Genomic DNA, 17,407 nt, shown 5'->3' with positions numbered 1-17,407 from the left:
ATTGAACTGCATTCTATCTGGAAGAACTCGGTCAAATGTAGGAGCGGGCTTGCTCCGGGCGGCGCTCCGACGAAGCTTTTCGGCCTACTCCGGTAACTCGGCCAACCCATCCACATCGGTCATCGCCCGCTCCAGCAAGTCTGCCGGCAGGCTTTTGCTCGCTCGCGCGCCAAGCAACTTGAGCTGCTCGGCACGGCTGACCAGATTGCCGCGGCCTTCTGTCAGCTTGTTGCGCGCAGAGCTGTAGGCTTTGTCCAATTGTTGTAAGCGATTGCCGACTTCATCCAGATCCTGGATGAACAACACGAACTTGTCGTACAGCCACCCCGCCCGCTCGGCGATTTCCCGGGCGTTCTGGCTCTGGCGCTCCTGCTTCCACAGGCTGTCGATGACGCGCAAGGTCGCCAGCAACGTGGTCGGGCTGACGATCACGACGTTGCGGTCGAAGGCCTCTTGGAACAGTGTCGGCTCAGCCTGCAATGCAGCGGAGAACGCCGCTTCGATCGGCACGAAGAGCAGGACGAAATCCAGGCTGTGCAAACCGTCGAGACGCTTGTAATCCTTGCCGGCCAACCCTTTGACGTGAGTGCGCAGGGACAGCACGTGCTGCTTGATAGCGATCTGGCCGATGGCATCGTCTTCGGCCGCGACGTATTGCTGATAGGCCGTGAGGCTGACCTTGGAGTCGACCACCACCTGTTTGTCGCCCGGCAGATAAATGATCACGTCCGGCTGGAAACGCTCACCGTCCGGGCCCTTGAGGTTGACTTGGGTCTGGTACTCGCGCCCCTTTTCCAGGCCCGCGTGTTCAAGCACCCGCTCAAGAATCAGCTCACCCCAGTTGCCTTGGGTTTTCTGGCCTTTCAAGGCGCGGGTCAGGTTGGTGGCTTCGTCGCTCAGGCGCAGGTTCAGCTGTTGCAGCCGCTCCAGTTCCTTGGCCAGGGAAAAACGTTCGCGGGCTTCAGCCTGATAGCTTTCCTCGACGCGTTTCTCAAAGGACTGGATGCGTTCTTTCAACGGATCGAGCAACTGACCGAGGCGTTGTTGACTGGTTTCGGCAAAGCGCTGCTCGCGCTCGTCGAAGATCTTGCCGGCCAGCTCGGCGAACTGGGCTCGCAGCTCATCTCGCGAGCCCTGCAGGTCGTTGAGGCGCTGCTGATGGCTTTCCTGCTGCTCACGCAGCTCGGCATTGAGCGAAGCGGCCTGGGCGTCCAGACGGCGCAACTCAGCCTCTTTGCCGGCGCGTTCCAGATTCCAGGCGTGGGCGGCATCGCGGGCGTCGTCACGTTCGATCTGCAGCAGTTCGACTTCACGGCGCACGGCGGCCAGGTCTGCCTGTTTGGCGGCGTTGGCCTGGCCCAGATCACCGATTTCATCACGACAGGCTTCGAGTTGCGCGTTCAATCCATCCTGAGCCAGTTGGGCCGTGGCCAGACGCTCTTCCAGCAGCGCAACCTCTGACTGCGTGGCGCTCGCTCGGCGCTGAAGTTGCCAGGCCAGTACCAGTAACGGCAGTGCAGCGCCCGCCAGACCAAGCAATGCGCTGGTCAAGTCCATAGCCATAGCCACTCCTGCCAATGAAATAAAGCTTGAAGGTTAACCAAGGCGTCAGGTCTTGGACAGCTCAGTCTTCGATCAGGCCGAGTTCCTGCTGGGCGCGCCGATCCCCTGCCCGCGCGGCCGAACGCAAAAGCTCCTGGCCGATACGGCGATCCCGGGCATTCCCGCATTCACGGCACATCAGCTGACCGAGACGGCTTTGCGCGGCCACGACCCCTTCACGGGCTGGCTGCTTGAGCAAACGTCCGGCGAAGTGTTTGACGTTGTGGTTTTCGCCCAGACGCGGGCTGTCCAGCAACCACTCGGCCACACGCATCGAAAAGCGCTTGGGCGGGGTAACGCTGGGAGGTGTGGAGGTTACAGAAACTGATACTGAGCGAAACTTCATAAAGCACTGTGGGGCAGATCGGAAGGCGCGCCACTCTACTCTTTTTTTCTTACAGGTAAAGCCTAAAAAAACCCGGCACGCCCGTCCTAGAGCAAGCGCTCGGGACAATCCACAGAAGCTGTGGATAACTCAGTGGACAACCGCCCTTGAACTCTCGCAAAGCCGTATGGAATGGGGCTCGCAGTCAAACTGACGATTTTTTCACCAGTAAAAAAAAGCGATGTTTTTCATTGACTTAAATTTTGGTTACAGGCACCCACTGCGTTTGAAGGGAAGATGACAGCGGCGTGACACCCTTCGTGACTTATGTGCACAAGTACCTTCGAGGCAGTTATATCGATGCGCTTTTTCGGCGCATTTTTTGCCTGCACCTGGGGATAAACTTTGGCAAACCCATGATCCAGACGGGTCCTGGCCCGATGAGCCGTGACTACCAATGGTCGGAATTTGTGCTATTACAGGGCAAGTCTGTGGGTCATGGCTTTGTCCGGGCGCCAATCCGGACGTTGAATGAGGAGCATCCAGAGAACTTTTTTTGATTACACACTTCCCTTCAGCAATTCAATCCGTTAGTATCCGCGGCGTTAGTACCAAGCTGAAAGTCAATTCTGGTCGAACAAATCCCCCCGGTCAGCCTTCCTCAAGGAAGCCTCCACCGACAAAGCGGGATCGGCCACCTCGATGGTTTCCAGGTAAACCTTGCGTCAACACTGCCTTCGAACAAAGCGAAGGGTGTTGCGAAGCTCACTTACTCTGACCGAACCAACCTGCAAATTGATCAGGATCTTCACCCTGGGCCCAGAACCTTTGCCCTTGATGTGTTGCCTGCCCTCCTAAGTACCTACCTGCCAGCCCAAGCGCGCCAATTTATCAGCGCTTCAAACTGGCTGCTTTGTTCCAGTCGGGTTCTTCGTTCGACCAATGGTGGTCGTCGTCACTGGAACGTTTTAATTTTGCACGGTTCTTATCCGTGTCGCTTGTAGGAACACCCAATGACTATGTCTACTCAAATCCACACCCAGGATGCCATCCGCACCCTAACCAACGCTTTTGCACCAATGAACTGCCTGATCATGGCCGCTCGCAAAGGCTGCTTCAGCTTCACTCTGGTCAACGAACACGGCATCGCTCGTCACAGCGAACGCCTGTACCCCGATCAATACTCCAGCGCCGAGCCGCTGCAGGCCGTGATCGAGCGTACCCGTCAGGCACTGGTTGCCTGATACGCCAGAAAGACTGAAAACCTCAAAAGCCTCGCTCAAAAAGCGGGGCTTTTTATTGCCCGATATTTCTCTTTTCACTGCCACCGCCTAAGCACTAAGCGATATAACGGTTATAACTCGCAGCTGGAAATATTTTAAAAACAGGCCTTTACGGCGCGAATATGACACTACACTTCAACTCAAGCGGCTTGGTCCGCTTCCGGCGAGCCTGATTCGATTCACTGCTGCCAATGCCCTTCAGGTATCGCCGACCATTTCATGTTTCGAGGGCTTTATGGGTATCGCTGCCAGCGAACTGTGCCGTTATGTGATCCGCCCGACATTGATTTACCTCGGGTGCCATAGCGCAACTGCCGAATCCCTGCTGCTGGGCGTCGCCGCCAGCCAGTCCGCCCTTGGAACTGCCCTGCATGACCGCCGTGGACACGGCCTGTACCGAATCGCCGAACCCCGCCATCAAGCACTTTGGGACCACTACCTGGCACTTGACCCGGAACGCGCAAGCCTGGTTCGCGGCCTGGCCAGCCAACATGCGTTCCTGAGTGGTCCGCACCTCGAATTGACCGTCAACCTGCGTTACGCCACAGCCATCGCCTGGCTGTTGGTAGAAGAACAGAACACCCCCCTCCCCGAAGCAGACGACCTATTGGGAATGGCCCGTATCTGGCGCCAGACCTTCCAGCCTCAAGGACGCCTGAGAGACTTCACCTGCGCCTGGCAAACCTGTGTTTCACCGCTGAATCAGGTCGCCTGCTGATCTGCAGTTTCCACAAGATCGCGCAACCGCTGCGATTTTGGTCGGATTGTCCTACAAAACCGCTCTAAATCAAGCATTACAGCCTATGGCGCTGGGACGAAAATGTTGGTAATTTTCGCCCCGGTGATCACCAGGAGTTCTAATAATGAAAAAAGTAATGCTCAAAACCACCATTAGCCTCGCCGTTGCCATGGCATCCACCCAAATCTTCGCAAGTGGCTTTGCCCTCAACGAACAAAGCATCAGCGGGATGGGGACAGGTTTTGCCGGGCGATCTTCATCTGCCGACGACGCATCCACCGTTTTTGGCAACCCTGCCGGCATGTCTCGCCTCAAGCGCGAACAAGTGACCGGTGGTGTTGCATTTATCGACGCGCACGCTGATATCAGTGATGCCAGCTCCAGCCCGAATAGTGGTACCAACAAAGGTGACATGGTCCCTTTCATGGGCGTGCCCATGGGCTACTACGTAAAGCCAATCGATGACCAGTGGGCAGTCGGTTTCGGCGTCTACGCTCCATTCGGCCTGGTGACCGACTACGAGAACGGCTTCGCCGGCAAATACTTCGGCAGCAAGAGCGAAGTCACAATCGTGACTCTCCAGCCAACTGTCAGCTATGCCTTCAACGACAAAGTGTCGATCGGTTTCGGCCCGACCATCAACCGCATCGACGGTACACTGGAATCGAACCTGTCGCTGAGCCAACGCGCACCAGACGGTGAAGTCAAAATCAAGGGTGACGACACTGCGCTGGGCTACAACATCGGTATCCTGGTTCAAGCCACCGACTCCACTCGCGTCGGCCTGACCTACCACTCGAAAGTGAAGTACAAGCTCGAGGGTGACACCAAGGTCAACTACGGCTTCCTCACAGCACTGCGTCAGAATCCGAACCAGAAGTACGACGCTTCGCTGGATATCACCACGCCTGAGTCGGTCGACTTCTCGGTCACTCATCAGCTGGACGACCAGTGGACCCTCTACGCAGGCAGCACCTGGACTCGCTGGAGCCGCCTGAAGGAAATCAGCGTCGAGAACAGCGGTGTTCCTGCTGGCCTGAACCCGCTGTTCGGCACCATCACTGAAGAACAGAACTGGCACGACACCTGGGCTCACGCCATCGGTGCTTCGTACCAGCTGAACAAGCAGTGGGTATTGCGTACCGGTCTGTCGGTTGACCAGTCACCGACCAACAACGAAAACCGCTCTCCACGCATCCCGACTGGCGATCGCAAGATTTTCAGCCTGGGCGCTGGCTGGAGCCCGACCGACGACCTGACCATCGACGTAGCGTATTCGTACCTGCGCGAAGAGTCGGTCAAGGTCAACAACAGCAACGGTGCACCTCGCAACCAGAACTACAGCGCCAAGTATGAAAACTGGGCGAACGGTTTCGGTGTTGGCGCGACCTACCGCTTCTGATGATTCATGGCGAGCCTGAACCACTCGCCGCTTGAATTGAAAAAGCCCCGCTCTCTTGTACAGAGGCGGGGCTTTTTAACGGGCGCCGATCAGGGTTGCGAGGCGAGGGCTTTCTCCACCGCCTCGATGAACTCGGGATCATCAGGCTTGGTCAGGCTGGAAAAACTGGCGATCACCTTGCCCTTGCGATCGACCACATATTTGTAGAAGTTCCACTTCGGCGCGGTGCTCTGCTTGGCGATGATCTTGAACAAGTGCGTCGCGTCATTACCGCGGACTTTTTGCGGTTCAGTCATGGTGAAGGTCACGCCGTAGTTCACGTAGCAGACCTTGGCAGTCTCTTCGCCATCCTTGGACTCCTGCTTGAAGTCGTTGGACGGAACGCCGATCACCTCCAGCCCCTGATCCTTGTAACGCTGATTCAGCGCCTCAAGGCTTTTGAACTGCGGGGCGAAACCACAGAAGCTCGCGGTATTGACCACCACCAGCGGTTTGCCGGCGAAGCGCTGGCACAGGTCGATGGATTCCTTGGCGCGCAGCTTGGGCAACGAGCCTTGCAAAAGCTCCGGGCATTCGGCGGCTTGAGCCAATCCACTAAACGCTACCAGTAACGCGGGAACTGCGAGCCATCGCATCAGCATGTCGGTGCATCCTAGAGAAATCGTCAAAACCGAAGTTACTCGCCCTCACATCCTGCTAGCAAGCACCCATGCCCAGTTGCATCAACGCCAGCCCGCCCTGATGCCAGCCCCACCACGACAAGGCTAGCAGCAAGGCGCAGACAGCGACGACAGCGATCCGCGGCCAGAGACTGTTCATATCGCACTCATCTGTGTTTGCAGGCGCGCCACCGGCTGCTCACGCACCGGCCAGTTCAGGGCGGCGGCCAACAGGCTCAAGAGAATCGCCACTTGCCAGATCAAGTCATAGCTCCCGGTTCGGTCGTACACCACCCCGCCCAACCAGCCGCCGAGGAACGATCCGAGCTGGTGAAACAGGAAAACAATCCCACCGAGCATGGACAGATTTCGCACGCCGAACAAGGTCGCGACAGTGCCGTTGGTCAAGGGCACGGTCGACAGCCACAGGAAGCCCATCGCCATGCCAAACAGGTACGCGGTGGTCGTCGTGACCGGCGCCCACAGGAACAACCCGATCACCACGGCTCGCAGCAGATACAGGCCGGTGAGCAAACGCGGCTTGGACATCCGCCCGCCGAGCCAGCCCGCCGTGTAGGTCCCGAAGATATTGAACAGCCCGATCAACGCGAGCACCGTCGTACCGACGCTCGCCGGAAGATGCTGATCCACCAGATAAGCCGGCAAGTGCACACCGATGAATACCACCTGGAAGCCGCAGACAAAAAAGCCGAACGCCAGCAGCCAGAATCCCGAATGGGAACAGGCCTCGCGCAGTGCCTCGGACAGTGTTTGTTCATGACCGAACACTGGCAGCGGTTTGTCCTTGAGCATGCTCACCAGCGGCACGATCAGCGCCACCAACAGGCCCAACACCAGCAATGCCGCTGACCAGCCCAGCCAGCCGATCAACCCCAGCGTGCCGGGCAACATGGCGAACTGGCCGAAAGAGCCGGCAGCGCTGGCAATGCCCATGCCCATGCTGCGTTTCTCTGCCGGTACCGCGCGACCGACCACGCCGAGGATCACCGAGAAGGAGGTGCCGGACAGACCAATACCGATCAACAGGCCAGCGCTCAAGGACAAGGTCACGGCGGAATCCGACAGCCCCATGAACACCAGGCCCAGGGCATAAAAAACACCGCCGACCAGCACCACTTTCGCGGCGCCAAAGCGGTCGGCCAGCGCGCCGGTGAAGGGCTGCGCCAGACCCCAGATCAGGTTCTGCAAGGCAATAGCAAAGGCAAACGTCTCACGCCCCCAGCCGAACTCGGCACTCATCGGCGCCAGAAACAGCCCGAAGCCGTGTCTGACGCCCAAGGACAACGCGAGAATCAGCGCACTCCCCAACAAAACCCAACCACACGTACGCCACATCGATGTCATTCTTATTCTCCGGTAGCGGGTATATACCCGCTTAAGATCGGAAAAACCGGCATCACGCCAGTTCGTCCAGCAGTCGCAGCAAGGTTTCGCGTTTCTCGGCCCCAAGACGATCAATCAACCGCTGTTGCGCCGCTTCCCAGGCCGGCAAGGCCGCTTTCAGGCGTTCAGTACCCGCCTCGGTGAGCATGACGATGCGATTGCGCATGTCTTCGCCCTCGACCAGCATCAGCAGGCCTTCGCCTTCCAGCACCCGCAGATTGCGCCCCAAGGTGCTGCGATCCAGCCCCATGGCCTCGGCCAACGTGGAAATACTCGGTTTATCCAGACGCTGCAGATTACACAGCAGAGAATACTGGGCGACGTTGATCCCGAAGCCGTCGAGAGCGCCGTCGTAATGCCTGCTGACGCCACGGGCGGCGCGACGCAGGTTGATGCATAAACATTGGGAGTCGAGCATGGTGCGTGTATATACCCGCTGTTGTGTTAAATCAAGTTTCAAAATTAGTTGTGTAAGGTAGATCGCCATCGCGAGCAAGCTCGCTCCCACAGGGACCGCATTCCAATGTGGGAGCGAGCTTGCTCGCGATGAGGCCAAAACAGCCACCGCATCTCAATCAGGTTAACGCCAATCCCACCAGCACCGCGACCTCAAGGATTTCCAGCAACGCCCCCGCCGTATCGCCCGTCGTGCCGCCCAATCGGCGCAGCATCACTTGCCGCAGCCAGACAAACACCAGCGCCGCCAGCACAACTGCCAACACGCCGCTGAGACCGGCAATCAAAACACACGCCAACGCACTCACCGCCAACACCTGTTTGCCCGCCAAACGCGGCAGATGATCGGCCAGCGCTTGCCCCAAGCCACCGGCACGCACATAAGGCGTGGTCAGGAACAAGCCCAGCATCGCGCTGCGCCCGATCAACGGAACAATGATCAGGACAACGGCGTTTTGCTGCTCGATCAATGCCAGCAACGCGGCGAATTTGAGCAGCAACACCAGCACCAGCGTCACGACCGCAATCGGCCCGCTGCGCGGGTCCTTCATGATCGTCAACGTGCGCTCGCGATCGCCAAACCCACCGAGCCACGCATCGGCGCTGTCGGCCAGGCCGTCCAGGTGCAAGGCACCGCTGAGAAATACCCAAACCGTCAGCAACAGTGCTGCGTGAAGCAACACCGGGGTGCCGAGCAGCAGCCAGTTGAACGCCCACAAAATCCCGCCGAACAGCAGGCCAACCAGCGGATAAAACAGCAGCGACCGCCCCAACTCCTGTGGTTCCGGCATGCCCGGCAGACGAATCGGCAGACTGCTCAAAAATTGCAGGGCGATCCAGAATGGCAACATGGTCAGAGCGCTTCCTTTAACAACATGCCGGATTCGACCGACAGCGAAAACAACGCGCCATGCCCGACGTCGACGTTGAGCAACTGCTCACGAGGCAATCCCCGCGCCTGAGCCAGCAACAAACGCATGACCCCGCCGTGACTGATCAGCAACACCCGCTCGCCGGCGTAGGCGGCTTGCAAGCGTTCAACGGCTGCCAACACCCGCGTTGAAAACTCCACGACCGACTCACCCTGAGGCGGCGTAAACGAATAAGGATCGGCCCAGAACAATCCCAACGCCTCGGCATCGGTTTCCATCAGCGCTGCTGCGCTCTGCCCCTCCCAGGCGCCGAAGTGCAGCTCCTGGAGGTCTTTATCCAACTGCACCGGCAAACCCAGCTGTGTGCCGAGTTCTTCGGCGAACCGCGCACAACGTTGCAACGGCGAGCTGACCAAACGATCCCAAGGCCCCTGCTCGACCACCGCCGCGCGCATCTGCGCCCAGCCCTTTTCGGTCAGAGCATCGTCGAGGCTTCCGCGCAAACCGCCGCCGAGTTCGGTTTCACCGTGGCGCAACAGGTCCAGGCGCAAGGTCATGCCGGACGATCCGCCACGGCGGCCTCGGCGAAAGTCGCCATCTGCCCGTGAAGGTCGCACGCCAGGCGCAGCAACGGCACAGCCAATGCGGCGCCACTGCCCTCGCCCAGACGCAGGCCGAGGTCCAGCAGCGGTTCGGCGTTCAGGGTTTCCAGTACATGACGATGACCCGGCTCGGCGCCGCGATGACCGAACAACAGCCACTCACGGCAATCAGGGTTCAAGCGCACCGCCACCAACGCCGCGACACTGCAAATGAAACCGTCCACCAGCACCGCGACGCCTTCCTGGGCACACGCCAGATACGCGCCGACCAATGCCGCGATTTCAAAACCGCCGAGGTTGAACAGGGTTTGCAACGCATCGCCACGTTGAGCACTGTGCAACGCCAAAGCGCGCTCGATAACCTGAGCTTTATGGCTGACACCCGCCGCATTCAAACCCGTGCCTGGCCCGGCCAGATGCACCACCGGGCAATCGAGCAAGGCACAGGCCAACGCGCTGGCTGCGGTGGTGTTGCCGATGCCCATCTCGCCACCGATAAACAACTGCGCACCCGCCGCGATGGCGCGCTGCACGCTGTCGCGGCCGGCCTGCAAAGCGAGTTCACCTTCAGCCGGCGTCATGGCCGCCCCTTCGACGAAATTCGCTGTACCCGGGCCGATGTTCACGTGACGCACACCCGGCAAATTCAACGACGGCGTGACCGTACCGAGGTCGACCACTTCCAGGGAGGCCCCGAGTTGCCGCGCCAGCACGCTGATCGCCGCCCCGCCGCTGACGAAGTTATGCAGCATCTGACCGGTGACTTCCTGAGGAAATGCCGACACCCCTTCAGCGACCACGCCATGGTCACCGGCAAAAATCGCGATCCACAGCTGATCCAGACTCGGCTTGACCTGCCCCTGCATCCCGGCCAATTGCACGGCCACCGACTCAAGCCGACCGAGGGAGCCGGCCGGTTTGGTCAGCTGCTGTTGACGGGCCTGCGCCTGCTCGACCGCTTGAGCATCGATCGGTTTGCACGGGTTAAGCCACCAGGTTTGAGTCATAACGCAGTTCCTTTCAAAGTCAGGGGCAGGCCGGCGACGGTCAGGACGACGCGTTGACAGCGCTCAGCCAACGCTTGATGCAGCCAACCGGCTTCATCGACATAGCGGCGAGTCAATTCGCCCAGCGGCACGACACCCATTCCGGTCTCGTTGCTGACAAAAATGATTTCACCCGGCAACGACGCCAGGCAGTCCAGTAATGCATCACGTTCGGCAGACAGGCGCTCGGTGTCGTCGAGCATCAGCAGATTGGTCATCCACAACGTCAGGCAATCCACCAGCAGGCACCGATCGGCACTGGCGGTTTCGCGCAGGATGCGGGCGAGCTCCACCGGCTCTTCGATCAACGCCCATTCAGCCGGACGACGGGCGCGGTGATGCGCCACCCGCTCGTTCATTTCACCGTCGAGGGGTTGGCTGGTGGCGATGTAAGTCACCGCTAGGCCGCTGTCGGAGGCGAGTTTTTCAGCCAGGCGACTTTTGCCGGAGCGGGCGCCGCCGAGGATCAGTTGCAGCATGGTTACATCCTTTCAAATTGGCGGTGTGGCGACGGGCCTAATCGCGAGCAAGCTCGCTCCCACAGGTGATCGCATTCCAATGTGGGAGCGGGCTTGCTCGCGAAGAGGCCAGCACGGTCACCCTAAAGCCCGCAGAGTTCACGCAACAGTCGGGTATCCAGATGCTTCTCCACCAGATCCGCCAGCCGCTCGATATCGCGCTCACGCAACGCGTGATAGTCCACGTCCTGCACCGCCTGCAAACCTGCCCAGCGCAACAGTGCACTGCACGCTGCGGGCGATTCAAACAGGCCATGCAGATAGGTGCCGAAAATCTGCCCGTCCACACTTTGCGCACCGTCGCAGCGACCGTCGTCCAGCTGCACCGCGGCGTTTTCCAGCGCCGGCCCGGTGGTCACCCCGGCATGAATTTCATAGCCGCTGACCGGCGCGTCTTCGAGCGCCAGACGCCCGCGCACATTGCGCAATTGCTTCTCTTCTTCGAGCTGGGTTTCGAACGCCAGCAAGCCCAAACCGGCGCTGGAACCCGCTGCGCCTTCAAGGCCCAGCGGGTCGTGGACCTGCTCGCCGAGCATTTGTAGACCACCGCAAATCCCCAGCACTTTGCCGCCATAACGCAGATGACGACTGATCGCGGTGTCCCAGCCATTGGCCCGCAGATACGCGAGGTCACTGCGCACGCTTTTTGAGCCGGGGAGAATAATCAGGTCGGCTGGTGGAATCGCCTGACCGGGGCCGACAAATTGCAGATCCACCTGCGGATGCAGGCGCAGCGGATCAAAATCGGTGTGGTTGCTGATGCGCGGCAGCACCGGCACCAGCACTTTCAGCACCTGATCGGCCTTGTCGGTCTGACGCTGGTCGATGCCGTCCTCGGCTTCCAGGTGCAGGTCCATCACGTAAGGCAGAACGCCGATCACCGGTTTGCCGGTGCGCGCTTCCAGCCAGTCGAGACCCGGTTGCAGCAACGCGATATCGCCGCGAAACCGGTTGATGATGAAGCCTTTGACTCGCGCCTGCTCGCTGGATGACAGCAGTTCCAGCGTGCCCACCAGATGCGCAAAAACCCCGCCGCGATTGATGTCGGCAATCAGCACCACCGGACAATCCACCGCTTCGGCAAAACCCATGTTGGCGATGTCACCGGCACGCAGATTGATCTCGGCCGGCGATCCCGCGCCTTCGACCATGACTACCGGATACGCTGCGCTCAGCCGTTCATGAGAGGCCAGCACTGCTTGCATCGCGATGGCTTTGTAGTCGTGATACGCGACCGCGTTCATCGTCGTGACCGCACGACCATGGATGATCACTTGGGCGCCGGTGTCGCTGTTGGGTTTGAGCAGCACCGGGTTCATGTCGGTGTGCGGCTCAAGGTTGGCGGCCTGAGCCTGCACCGCTTGCGCACGACCGATCTCGCCACCGTCGGCGGTCACGGCACTGTTGAGCGCCATGTTCTGCGGCTTGAACGGCACGACGCTGACGCCCTGACGCGTAACCCAGCGGCACAATGCTGTCACCAGCGTACTTTTACCGGCGTCGGAAGTGGTGCCCTGCACCATCAACGTAGTCATTGGGTTTCCTTGGCGTAGGCTTCGAACGCTTGCGCGAGACGTGTCCAGTCGGTTTCATCGGCGGGCAAACCGAAACGCACGCTGCTGTTGTGCATGAACAACCGCAGCAGAATGCCGCGCCGGGCCATGAACTCATGCAGGGCTTCGGCGCGATCGGTGATCAGCCATTGAAACAAGGCGCAGCCACCCTGGGGTTTGAAGCCGTGGTGTTCAAGCAGCAGCGCCAGACGTTCACTGGCCTCTTCAGTGCGAACCCGTTGCCGGACATGCCCTTCGGTATCCAGCAGACAGGCCTGCCCCAGCACCCGCGTCGGCCCGCTGACCGCCCACGGCCCCACTTGCTCGGCGAGCAACTTGAGTAACTTGCGCTCAGCCAGCACGAAACCCAGACGCACACCGGCCAGGCCGAAAAACTTGCCGAAGGAACGCAGCACGATCAACCCGACCTGATTGGCAAAAGGTGCCAGGCTCAGCTGCGGTGTGTTGTCCATGAACGCCTCGTCCACCACCAGCCAGCCACCGCGCTGGGCCAGCCGCGAGTGCCAGTCGAGCAGACGACTTGGTGTCAGGCTCAGGCCGGTTGGGTTGTTCGGGTTGACCACCACCAGCACGTCGAGACTGTCGATAAAGAAGTCGACTTCCTGCTCCAGCACTTCACGCACGATGTAGCCATTACGGCGCCACGCTTCGGCGTGTTCGGCGTAACACGGCGAGAGCACGCCGACCTTGCCGGCCCGGCGCAAACGCGGCAGCAACTGGATCGCCATTTGCGAGCCGGCCACCGGCAGCACCTGAGCGGCGCCGTAATAATCACAGGCCGCCCGCTCCAGGCCGTCATCGGTTTCCGGCAAACGCGCCCAGGCCCGCAACGGAACCTCCGGGATCGGAAACGGCCAGGGCGCGAGGCCGCTGGACAGGTCGAGCCAATCGGCTTCGGCGATGCCGTAATCGAGCGCCGCCTTGCGTAACCGACCACCGTGCTCAAGCATAGAATTCAGCCCCCACGCAGAGGATCAGCAACCATAACCATACCCCGCGCTGGACCAATTGCCAGCCGCGGTCGATGGAGTCGGCGTCCGCCGGCACGCCTTCGCCCAGTGGCGGACGCTGATGCAGTTCACCGTGATAAATCGCCGCCCCGCCCAACTCGACACCGAGCGCTCCGGCACCGGCCGCCATCACCGGACCGGCATTCGGGCTGTCCCAGGTCGGACCCTGGGTACGCCAGCATTTCAGCGCCAGTCGGGTTTTGCCCAGCAGCGCGTAGGTCAATGCCACCAAGCGTGCAGGAATGTAGTTGAGGACATCGTCGATCTTTGCCGCGGCCCAACCGAAACGTTCGAAGCGTTCATTGCGATAACCCCACATCGCATCCAGCGTGTTGCTCAAACGGTAGAGCACCACGCCAGGCGCACCGGCCACGGCAAACCAGAACAGCGCAGCGAATACCGCGTCGCTGCCGTTCTCCAGGACAGACTCTGTGGCGGCGCGGGCGACTTCGGTTTTATCCAGTTCGCTAGTCTGGCGGCTGACCAGATAACTGACCCGTTTGCGCGCCTCGTCCAAATCATCGCTGCGCAGTGCCTTGGCCACCGGCTCGACGTGTTCACCGAGGCTGCGCATGCCAAGGGCGCAATAGAGCACGAGAATCTCGACAATCCAGCCGACATAGGGCGCCCAGGAAAACGCCGTGGCCAGCAGGGTCAGCGGCAACACGGCGATGACCCAAGCAGTCACGCCATGGCTGCGCCAGCCGCGACCCTCACCATTGAACCGTTGCTCGATGCGGTCGGCAAAACGGCCGAACGCCACCAGCGGATGCCAGCGTTTGGGTTCACCCAGCAGCGCATCCAGCGCAACCGCAGCGACACTCAACAACGCCACACTCATTGACTCACTCCCCAATAATTTTCATACAGCAACTCGCTGAGCGGACGCGCCTGCGCCCAGCCTTCGAGTACCAGCATCGGCGCCGGATAGAATTCCTTGACCGGGCCTAGACAAAGAACGGCCAACGGCTTGGCTCCGGCGGGTAAACCCAGCAAGTCCGCCAGTGCTTGCGGCTCGAACAGCGACACCCAGCCCATGCCCAATCCTTCAGCGCGGGAGGCCAGCCAGAGGTTCTGGATCGCGCAGGACAACGAGGCCATGTCCATTTCCGGCAAGGTGCGACGGCCGAAGATGTGACGCTCGCGATCGTCCATCAGCGCGGCGACCAGTACCTCGGCGCAGTCGTTGATGCCTTCGACTTTCAGCTTCATGAATTCATCGGAGCGCTCGCCGAGGGCTTCGGCGGTGCGGATGCGTTCTTCTTCCACCAGTAACTGGATCTTGCCGCGCAGGGCTCGATCGCTGATGCGGATGAACCGCCAGGGCTGCATCAGGCCGACACTCGGTGCCTGATGCGCGGCTTCGAGCAGGCGCCGCAGTAACTCGGGCTCGACGGTGCCACCGCTGAAATGACGCATGTCGCGACGTTCGCCGATGGCTCGGTAGACCGCCGCGCGCTCAGCTTCGGAGAAGGCGTTGTCAGTCATGGCCTCTTCGCGAGCAAGCCCGCTCCCACAGTGGACCGCGTTTCTTCAGGCAACACACTTTCTAATGTGGGAGCGACGGTGCGACGATTCGACTTGCTCGCGAAGGCGTCCTCAAGGTCAGGCGCAAACAGCGCGGCAATCGCCGATGGATTGGACGGAAAATAAAAGTGCACATACGAGGCAGTCATCCGCCCTTCGCGATAAACCGCCTCCGCCCCTCGCCCACCGTTCGGGCTCAATCCACGAGCAATCGGCTCAAGCTCGGTACTGGTCAGCGAATGGTGATAGGTGTGTCCGCGCAACGAACCTTCCGGCAACTCGACTGCCTGCAACGCCAACGCGGCCAGACGCTTTTGCATCACCGCATCACCGGCCAGCAAGCCGACCAATTCAGCGCGAGTGCCCTCGAGATCGGTCAGAGAGTCGAGCAGATACAGCATGCCGCCGCACTCGGCCAACAACGGCTTGCCCGCCGCATGGTGAGCACGGATGGCGGCCAGCATCGTGGTGTTCTGTGACAGCGCCACATGGTGCAATTCGGGATAACCGCCCGGCAGATAGAGGCTGTCTGCCTGCGGCAATTGCGTGTCACGGATTGGCGAGAAAAACGACAACTCGGCACCCATGGCTCGCAGCAAATCCAGGCTCGCGCCATAGGTGAAGGCAAACGCTTCGTCACGGGCCACGGCGATACGCACGCCGGCCAGCAACGGTTCTGTAGCGATCACATCGGGGGCGGCGAATTCCACCGCGGGTGGCAGCGCGACCTCGCAACTGCTGGCCAGCGCATCGGCCGCCGCATCGAGACGCAGATCAAGATCGTTCAACTCACTGGCCTGAACCAGACCGAGATGCCGACTCGGCAATTCGATGCCGGTTTCCCGGGACAAGGCGCCGTACCAGCGCAAGCCTTCAGTGAGGCTGCCTTCCAGTAATTGCGCGTGACGCAGGGTGCCGACGCGGTTGGCCAACACGCCAGCAAACGGCAAGTCCGGCTGATAGCGCGCCAGCCCCAGGGCCAGTGCGCCAAAGGTCTGGGCCATGGCGGTGCCGTCGATCACACCGAGCACCGGCACACCGAAGTGCCTCGCCAGATCAGCGCTGGACGGCGTGCCGTCGAACAGGCCCATGACGCCTTCGATGAGGATCAGATCGGCTTCGCCGGCGGCTTCCCACAACAGTCGACGACTTTCCTGCTCGCCGACCATCCACATGTCCAGTTGATAAACCGGTGCACCGCTGGCGCGCTCGAGAATCATCGGGTCGAGGAAGTCCGGGCCGCATTTGAACACGCGCACCTTGCGCCCCTGATTGCGATGCAAACGGGCCAGTGCGGCGGTGACGGTGGTCTTGCCCTGACCGGAGGCCGGCGCGGCAATCAATACCGCCGGGCATTGACGATGGCTATTCATAAAGTGCAGCTCACAACTCGACGCCTTTTTGCGCTTTGATCCCGGCCTGGAACGCGTGCTTGATCACGCCCATTTCGGTGACGGTGTCGGCCAGCTCGATCATCTCCGGCTTGGCGCCGCGACCGGTCACCACCACGTGCTGCATCGGCGGACGGGCCTGTAAGTCGCTGAGCACCTGATCGAGATCCAGATAACCGTGCTTGAGCGCAATGTTCAATTCATCCAGCACCACCAGGCCGATCGACGGGTCACGCAGCAATTCGCGGGACACCGCCCACGCGGCTTCAGCGGCGGCGATATCACGCTGGCGATCCTGGGTTTCCCAGGTGAAGCCCTCGCCCATCACATGAAAACGCACCTGTTCCGGGAAGCGCCGGAAGAACAGTTCTTCGCCGGTGCTGCTGCGCCCTTTAATGAACTGCACCACACCACACTGCATGCCGTGGCCCATGGACCGGGCGAGCATGCCGAAGGCCGAGCTGCTTTTGCCTTTGCCGTTGCCGGTCAGCACCAGCAGCAGGCCACATTCATTCGGGGAATTGGCGATGCGTTCGTCGATCACGGCTTTTTTGCGCAGCATGCGCGCCAGATGACGTTCGTCACGATCGGGGGTATCAGTCATGGGGGAGCTCTCCGTTGAGGCTGGATAACGGCGGGCAGGCACAAGAATAGACGGCAAAAAGCCTGGCATCGCCCACCGTGATGCCGCTGGATGGATCAGGCCGGTCTCCGGGCTCATGAGCGGCATTTTGCCTGGCTGCGCGCCTTCCCATGTCTACGACACAGTGGCTCAAGGCGCAGTCTTCACTCATTTACCGTTGCGGGGGCAGCGCCGGGATCGCGAGCCTTCATCAATTGAAGAGATCGCTCACCGGCTTCCCTGTTTCACTCTGTCGACCAAGGTCACAGAGCACCTGAAACAAGCCGCGAAGGTTAGAGGGTTGGGGATGGAGCGTCAATTGAAGACGGGCGGCCTGCGAGCGAATAACTGCCGTCGATCAATTATCTGACGCCA

General features: G+C 60.5%; 19 protein-coding genes and 1 riboswitch. Of the genes, 3 read left to right on the top strand and 16 right to left on the bottom strand.

The genetic code is table 11. The features are described 5' to 3' along the window. Nucleotides 1–84 precede the first annotated feature (84 nt). On the bottom strand, nucleotides 85–1,449 hold the full coding sequence (rmuC, locus tag ACMXYJ_RS10445; RefSeq protein WP_415760703.1) for a DNA recombination protein RmuC: 1,365 nt from the start codon (nucleotides 1,447–1,449) through the stop codon (nucleotides 85–87). 175 nt (nucleotides 1,450–1,624) lie between these two features. Beyond that, nucleotides 1,625–1,948, bottom strand: a complete 324-nt coding sequence (locus ACMXYJ_RS10440) for a sel1 repeat family protein (protein ID WP_415759733.1) — start codon at nucleotides 1,946–1,948, stop codon at nucleotides 1,625–1,627. A 998-nt stretch (nucleotides 1,949–2,946) separates the two neighbouring features. Here ACMXYJ_RS10440 and ACMXYJ_RS10435 point away from each other — a divergent pair. From ACMXYJ_RS10435 to ACMXYJ_RS10425, 3 genes are all read left to right on the top strand, one after another. Further along, a complete protein-coding gene (locus tag ACMXYJ_RS10435; RefSeq protein ID WP_007898912.1) occupies nucleotides 2,947–3,171 on the top strand; it encodes a hypothetical protein in 225 nt (74 codons plus the stop codon). A 274-nt stretch (nucleotides 3,172–3,445) separates the two neighbouring features. Further along, nucleotides 3,446–3,928 carry a hypothetical protein gene (locus tag ACMXYJ_RS10430; protein ID WP_046053293.1) on the top strand — a complete coding sequence of 161 codons (483 nt, stop codon included), beginning with the start codon at nucleotides 3,446–3,448 and terminating at the stop codon, nucleotides 3,926–3,928. A 145-nt stretch (nucleotides 3,929–4,073) separates the two neighbouring features. Then, nucleotides 4,074–5,351 (top strand): OmpP1/FadL family transporter, encoded by a 1,278-nt coding sequence (locus ACMXYJ_RS10425; protein WP_415759732.1) that lies wholly within the window; start codon nucleotides 4,074–4,076, stop codon nucleotides 5,349–5,351. Nucleotides 5,352–5,440: 89 nt separating this feature from the next. Here ACMXYJ_RS10425 and ACMXYJ_RS10420 read toward each other — a convergent pair whose 3' ends face one another. From ACMXYJ_RS10420 to cobO, 14 genes are all read right to left on the bottom strand, one after another. After that, nucleotides 5,441–5,992: a glutathione peroxidase gene (locus tag ACMXYJ_RS10420; protein WP_056744048.1), complete on the bottom strand. Its 552-nt coding sequence runs from the start codon at nucleotides 5,990–5,992 to the stop codon at nucleotides 5,441–5,443. A 55-nt stretch (nucleotides 5,993–6,047) separates the two neighbouring features. Continuing rightward, nucleotides 6,048–6,170, bottom strand: coding sequence for a hypothetical protein (locus tag ACMXYJ_RS10415; RefSeq protein ID WP_008148682.1), 123 nt, complete (start codon nucleotides 6,168–6,170; stop codon nucleotides 6,048–6,050). After that, complete coding sequence (locus ACMXYJ_RS10410; RefSeq protein ID WP_415759731.1) at nucleotides 6,167–7,375, bottom strand: MFS transporter; 1,209 nt, start codon at nucleotides 7,373–7,375, stop codon at nucleotides 6,167–6,169. Before ACMXYJ_RS10410 ends, ACMXYJ_RS10415 begins: the two co-directional genes overlap by 4 nt. A 52-nt stretch (nucleotides 7,376–7,427) precedes the next feature. Further along, on the bottom strand, nucleotides 7,428–7,832 hold the full coding sequence (locus tag ACMXYJ_RS10405) for a MarR family winged helix-turn-helix transcriptional regulator (RefSeq protein ID WP_056744044.1): 405 nt from the start codon (nucleotides 7,830–7,832) through the stop codon (nucleotides 7,428–7,430). 157 nt (nucleotides 7,833–7,989) lie between these two features. Further along, nucleotides 7,990–8,721, bottom strand: a complete 732-nt coding sequence (locus ACMXYJ_RS10400; protein WP_415759730.1) for an adenosylcobinamide-GDP ribazoletransferase — start codon at nucleotides 8,719–8,721, stop codon at nucleotides 7,990–7,992. Between the two features lie 2 nt (nucleotides 8,722–8,723). Beyond that, on the bottom strand, nucleotides 8,724–9,299 hold the full coding sequence (gene cobC, locus ACMXYJ_RS10395) for an alpha-ribazole phosphatase family protein (RefSeq protein WP_415759729.1): 576 nt from the start codon (nucleotides 9,297–9,299) through the stop codon (nucleotides 8,724–8,726). After that, complete coding sequence (cobT, locus tag ACMXYJ_RS10390) at nucleotides 9,296–10,351, bottom strand: nicotinate-nucleotide--dimethylbenzimidazole phosphoribosyltransferase (RefSeq protein ID WP_415759728.1); 1,056 nt, start codon at nucleotides 10,349–10,351, stop codon at nucleotides 9,296–9,298. Before cobT ends, cobC begins: the two co-directional genes overlap by 4 nt. Then, nucleotides 10,348–10,869: a bifunctional adenosylcobinamide kinase/adenosylcobinamide-phosphate guanylyltransferase gene (gene cobU / locus ACMXYJ_RS10385; RefSeq protein WP_150655167.1), complete on the bottom strand. Its 522-nt coding sequence runs from the start codon at nucleotides 10,867–10,869 to the stop codon at nucleotides 10,348–10,350. The genes cobT and cobU overlap by 4 nt, the downstream gene beginning before the upstream one ends. A 122-nt stretch (nucleotides 10,870–10,991) precedes the next feature. After that, complete coding sequence (locus ACMXYJ_RS10380) at nucleotides 10,992–12,443, bottom strand: cobyric acid synthase (RefSeq protein ID WP_415759727.1); 1,452 nt, start codon at nucleotides 12,441–12,443, stop codon at nucleotides 10,992–10,994. Then, on the bottom strand, nucleotides 12,440–13,432 hold the full coding sequence (gene cobD, locus ACMXYJ_RS10375) for a threonine-phosphate decarboxylase CobD (RefSeq protein ID WP_415759726.1): 993 nt from the start codon (nucleotides 13,430–13,432) through the stop codon (nucleotides 12,440–12,442). Before cobD ends, ACMXYJ_RS10380 begins: the two co-directional genes overlap by 4 nt. Beyond that, nucleotides 13,425–14,333: an adenosylcobinamide-phosphate synthase CbiB gene (cbiB, locus tag ACMXYJ_RS10370; RefSeq protein WP_095130118.1), complete on the bottom strand. Its 909-nt coding sequence runs from the start codon at nucleotides 14,331–14,333 to the stop codon at nucleotides 13,425–13,427. The genes cobD and cbiB overlap by 8 nt, the downstream gene beginning before the upstream one ends. After that, nucleotides 14,330–14,980, bottom strand: a complete 651-nt coding sequence (gene bluB / locus ACMXYJ_RS10365) for a 5,6-dimethylbenzimidazole synthase (RefSeq protein ID WP_415759725.1) — start codon at nucleotides 14,978–14,980, stop codon at nucleotides 14,330–14,332. Before bluB ends, cbiB begins: the two co-directional genes overlap by 4 nt. Continuing rightward, nucleotides 14,977–16,392, bottom strand: a complete 1,416-nt coding sequence (locus ACMXYJ_RS10360) for a cobyrinate a,c-diamide synthase (RefSeq protein WP_415759724.1) — start codon at nucleotides 16,390–16,392, stop codon at nucleotides 14,977–14,979. The genes bluB and ACMXYJ_RS10360 overlap by 4 nt, the downstream gene beginning before the upstream one ends. A gap of 10 nt (nucleotides 16,393–16,402) precedes the next feature. Beyond that, nucleotides 16,403–17,014 carry a cob(I)yrinic acid a,c-diamide adenosyltransferase gene (cobO, locus tag ACMXYJ_RS10355; RefSeq protein ID WP_046048017.1) on the bottom strand — a complete coding sequence of 204 codons (612 nt, stop codon included), beginning with the start codon at nucleotides 17,012–17,014 and terminating at the stop codon, nucleotides 16,403–16,405. An 81-nt stretch (nucleotides 17,015–17,095) separates the two neighbouring features. Continuing rightward, a riboswitch (cobalamin riboswitch) is annotated at nucleotides 17,096–17,325 on the bottom strand. Nucleotides 17,326–17,407: the final 82 nt, after the last annotated feature.

Source organism: Pseudomonas arabinosi, assembly GCF_047758675.1.
Taxonomy (GTDB): domain Bacteria; phylum Pseudomonadota; class Gammaproteobacteria; order Pseudomonadales; family Pseudomonadaceae; genus Aquipseudomonas; species Aquipseudomonas arabinosi.
This window is presented reverse-complemented; position numbering and strand designations above follow the sequence as displayed.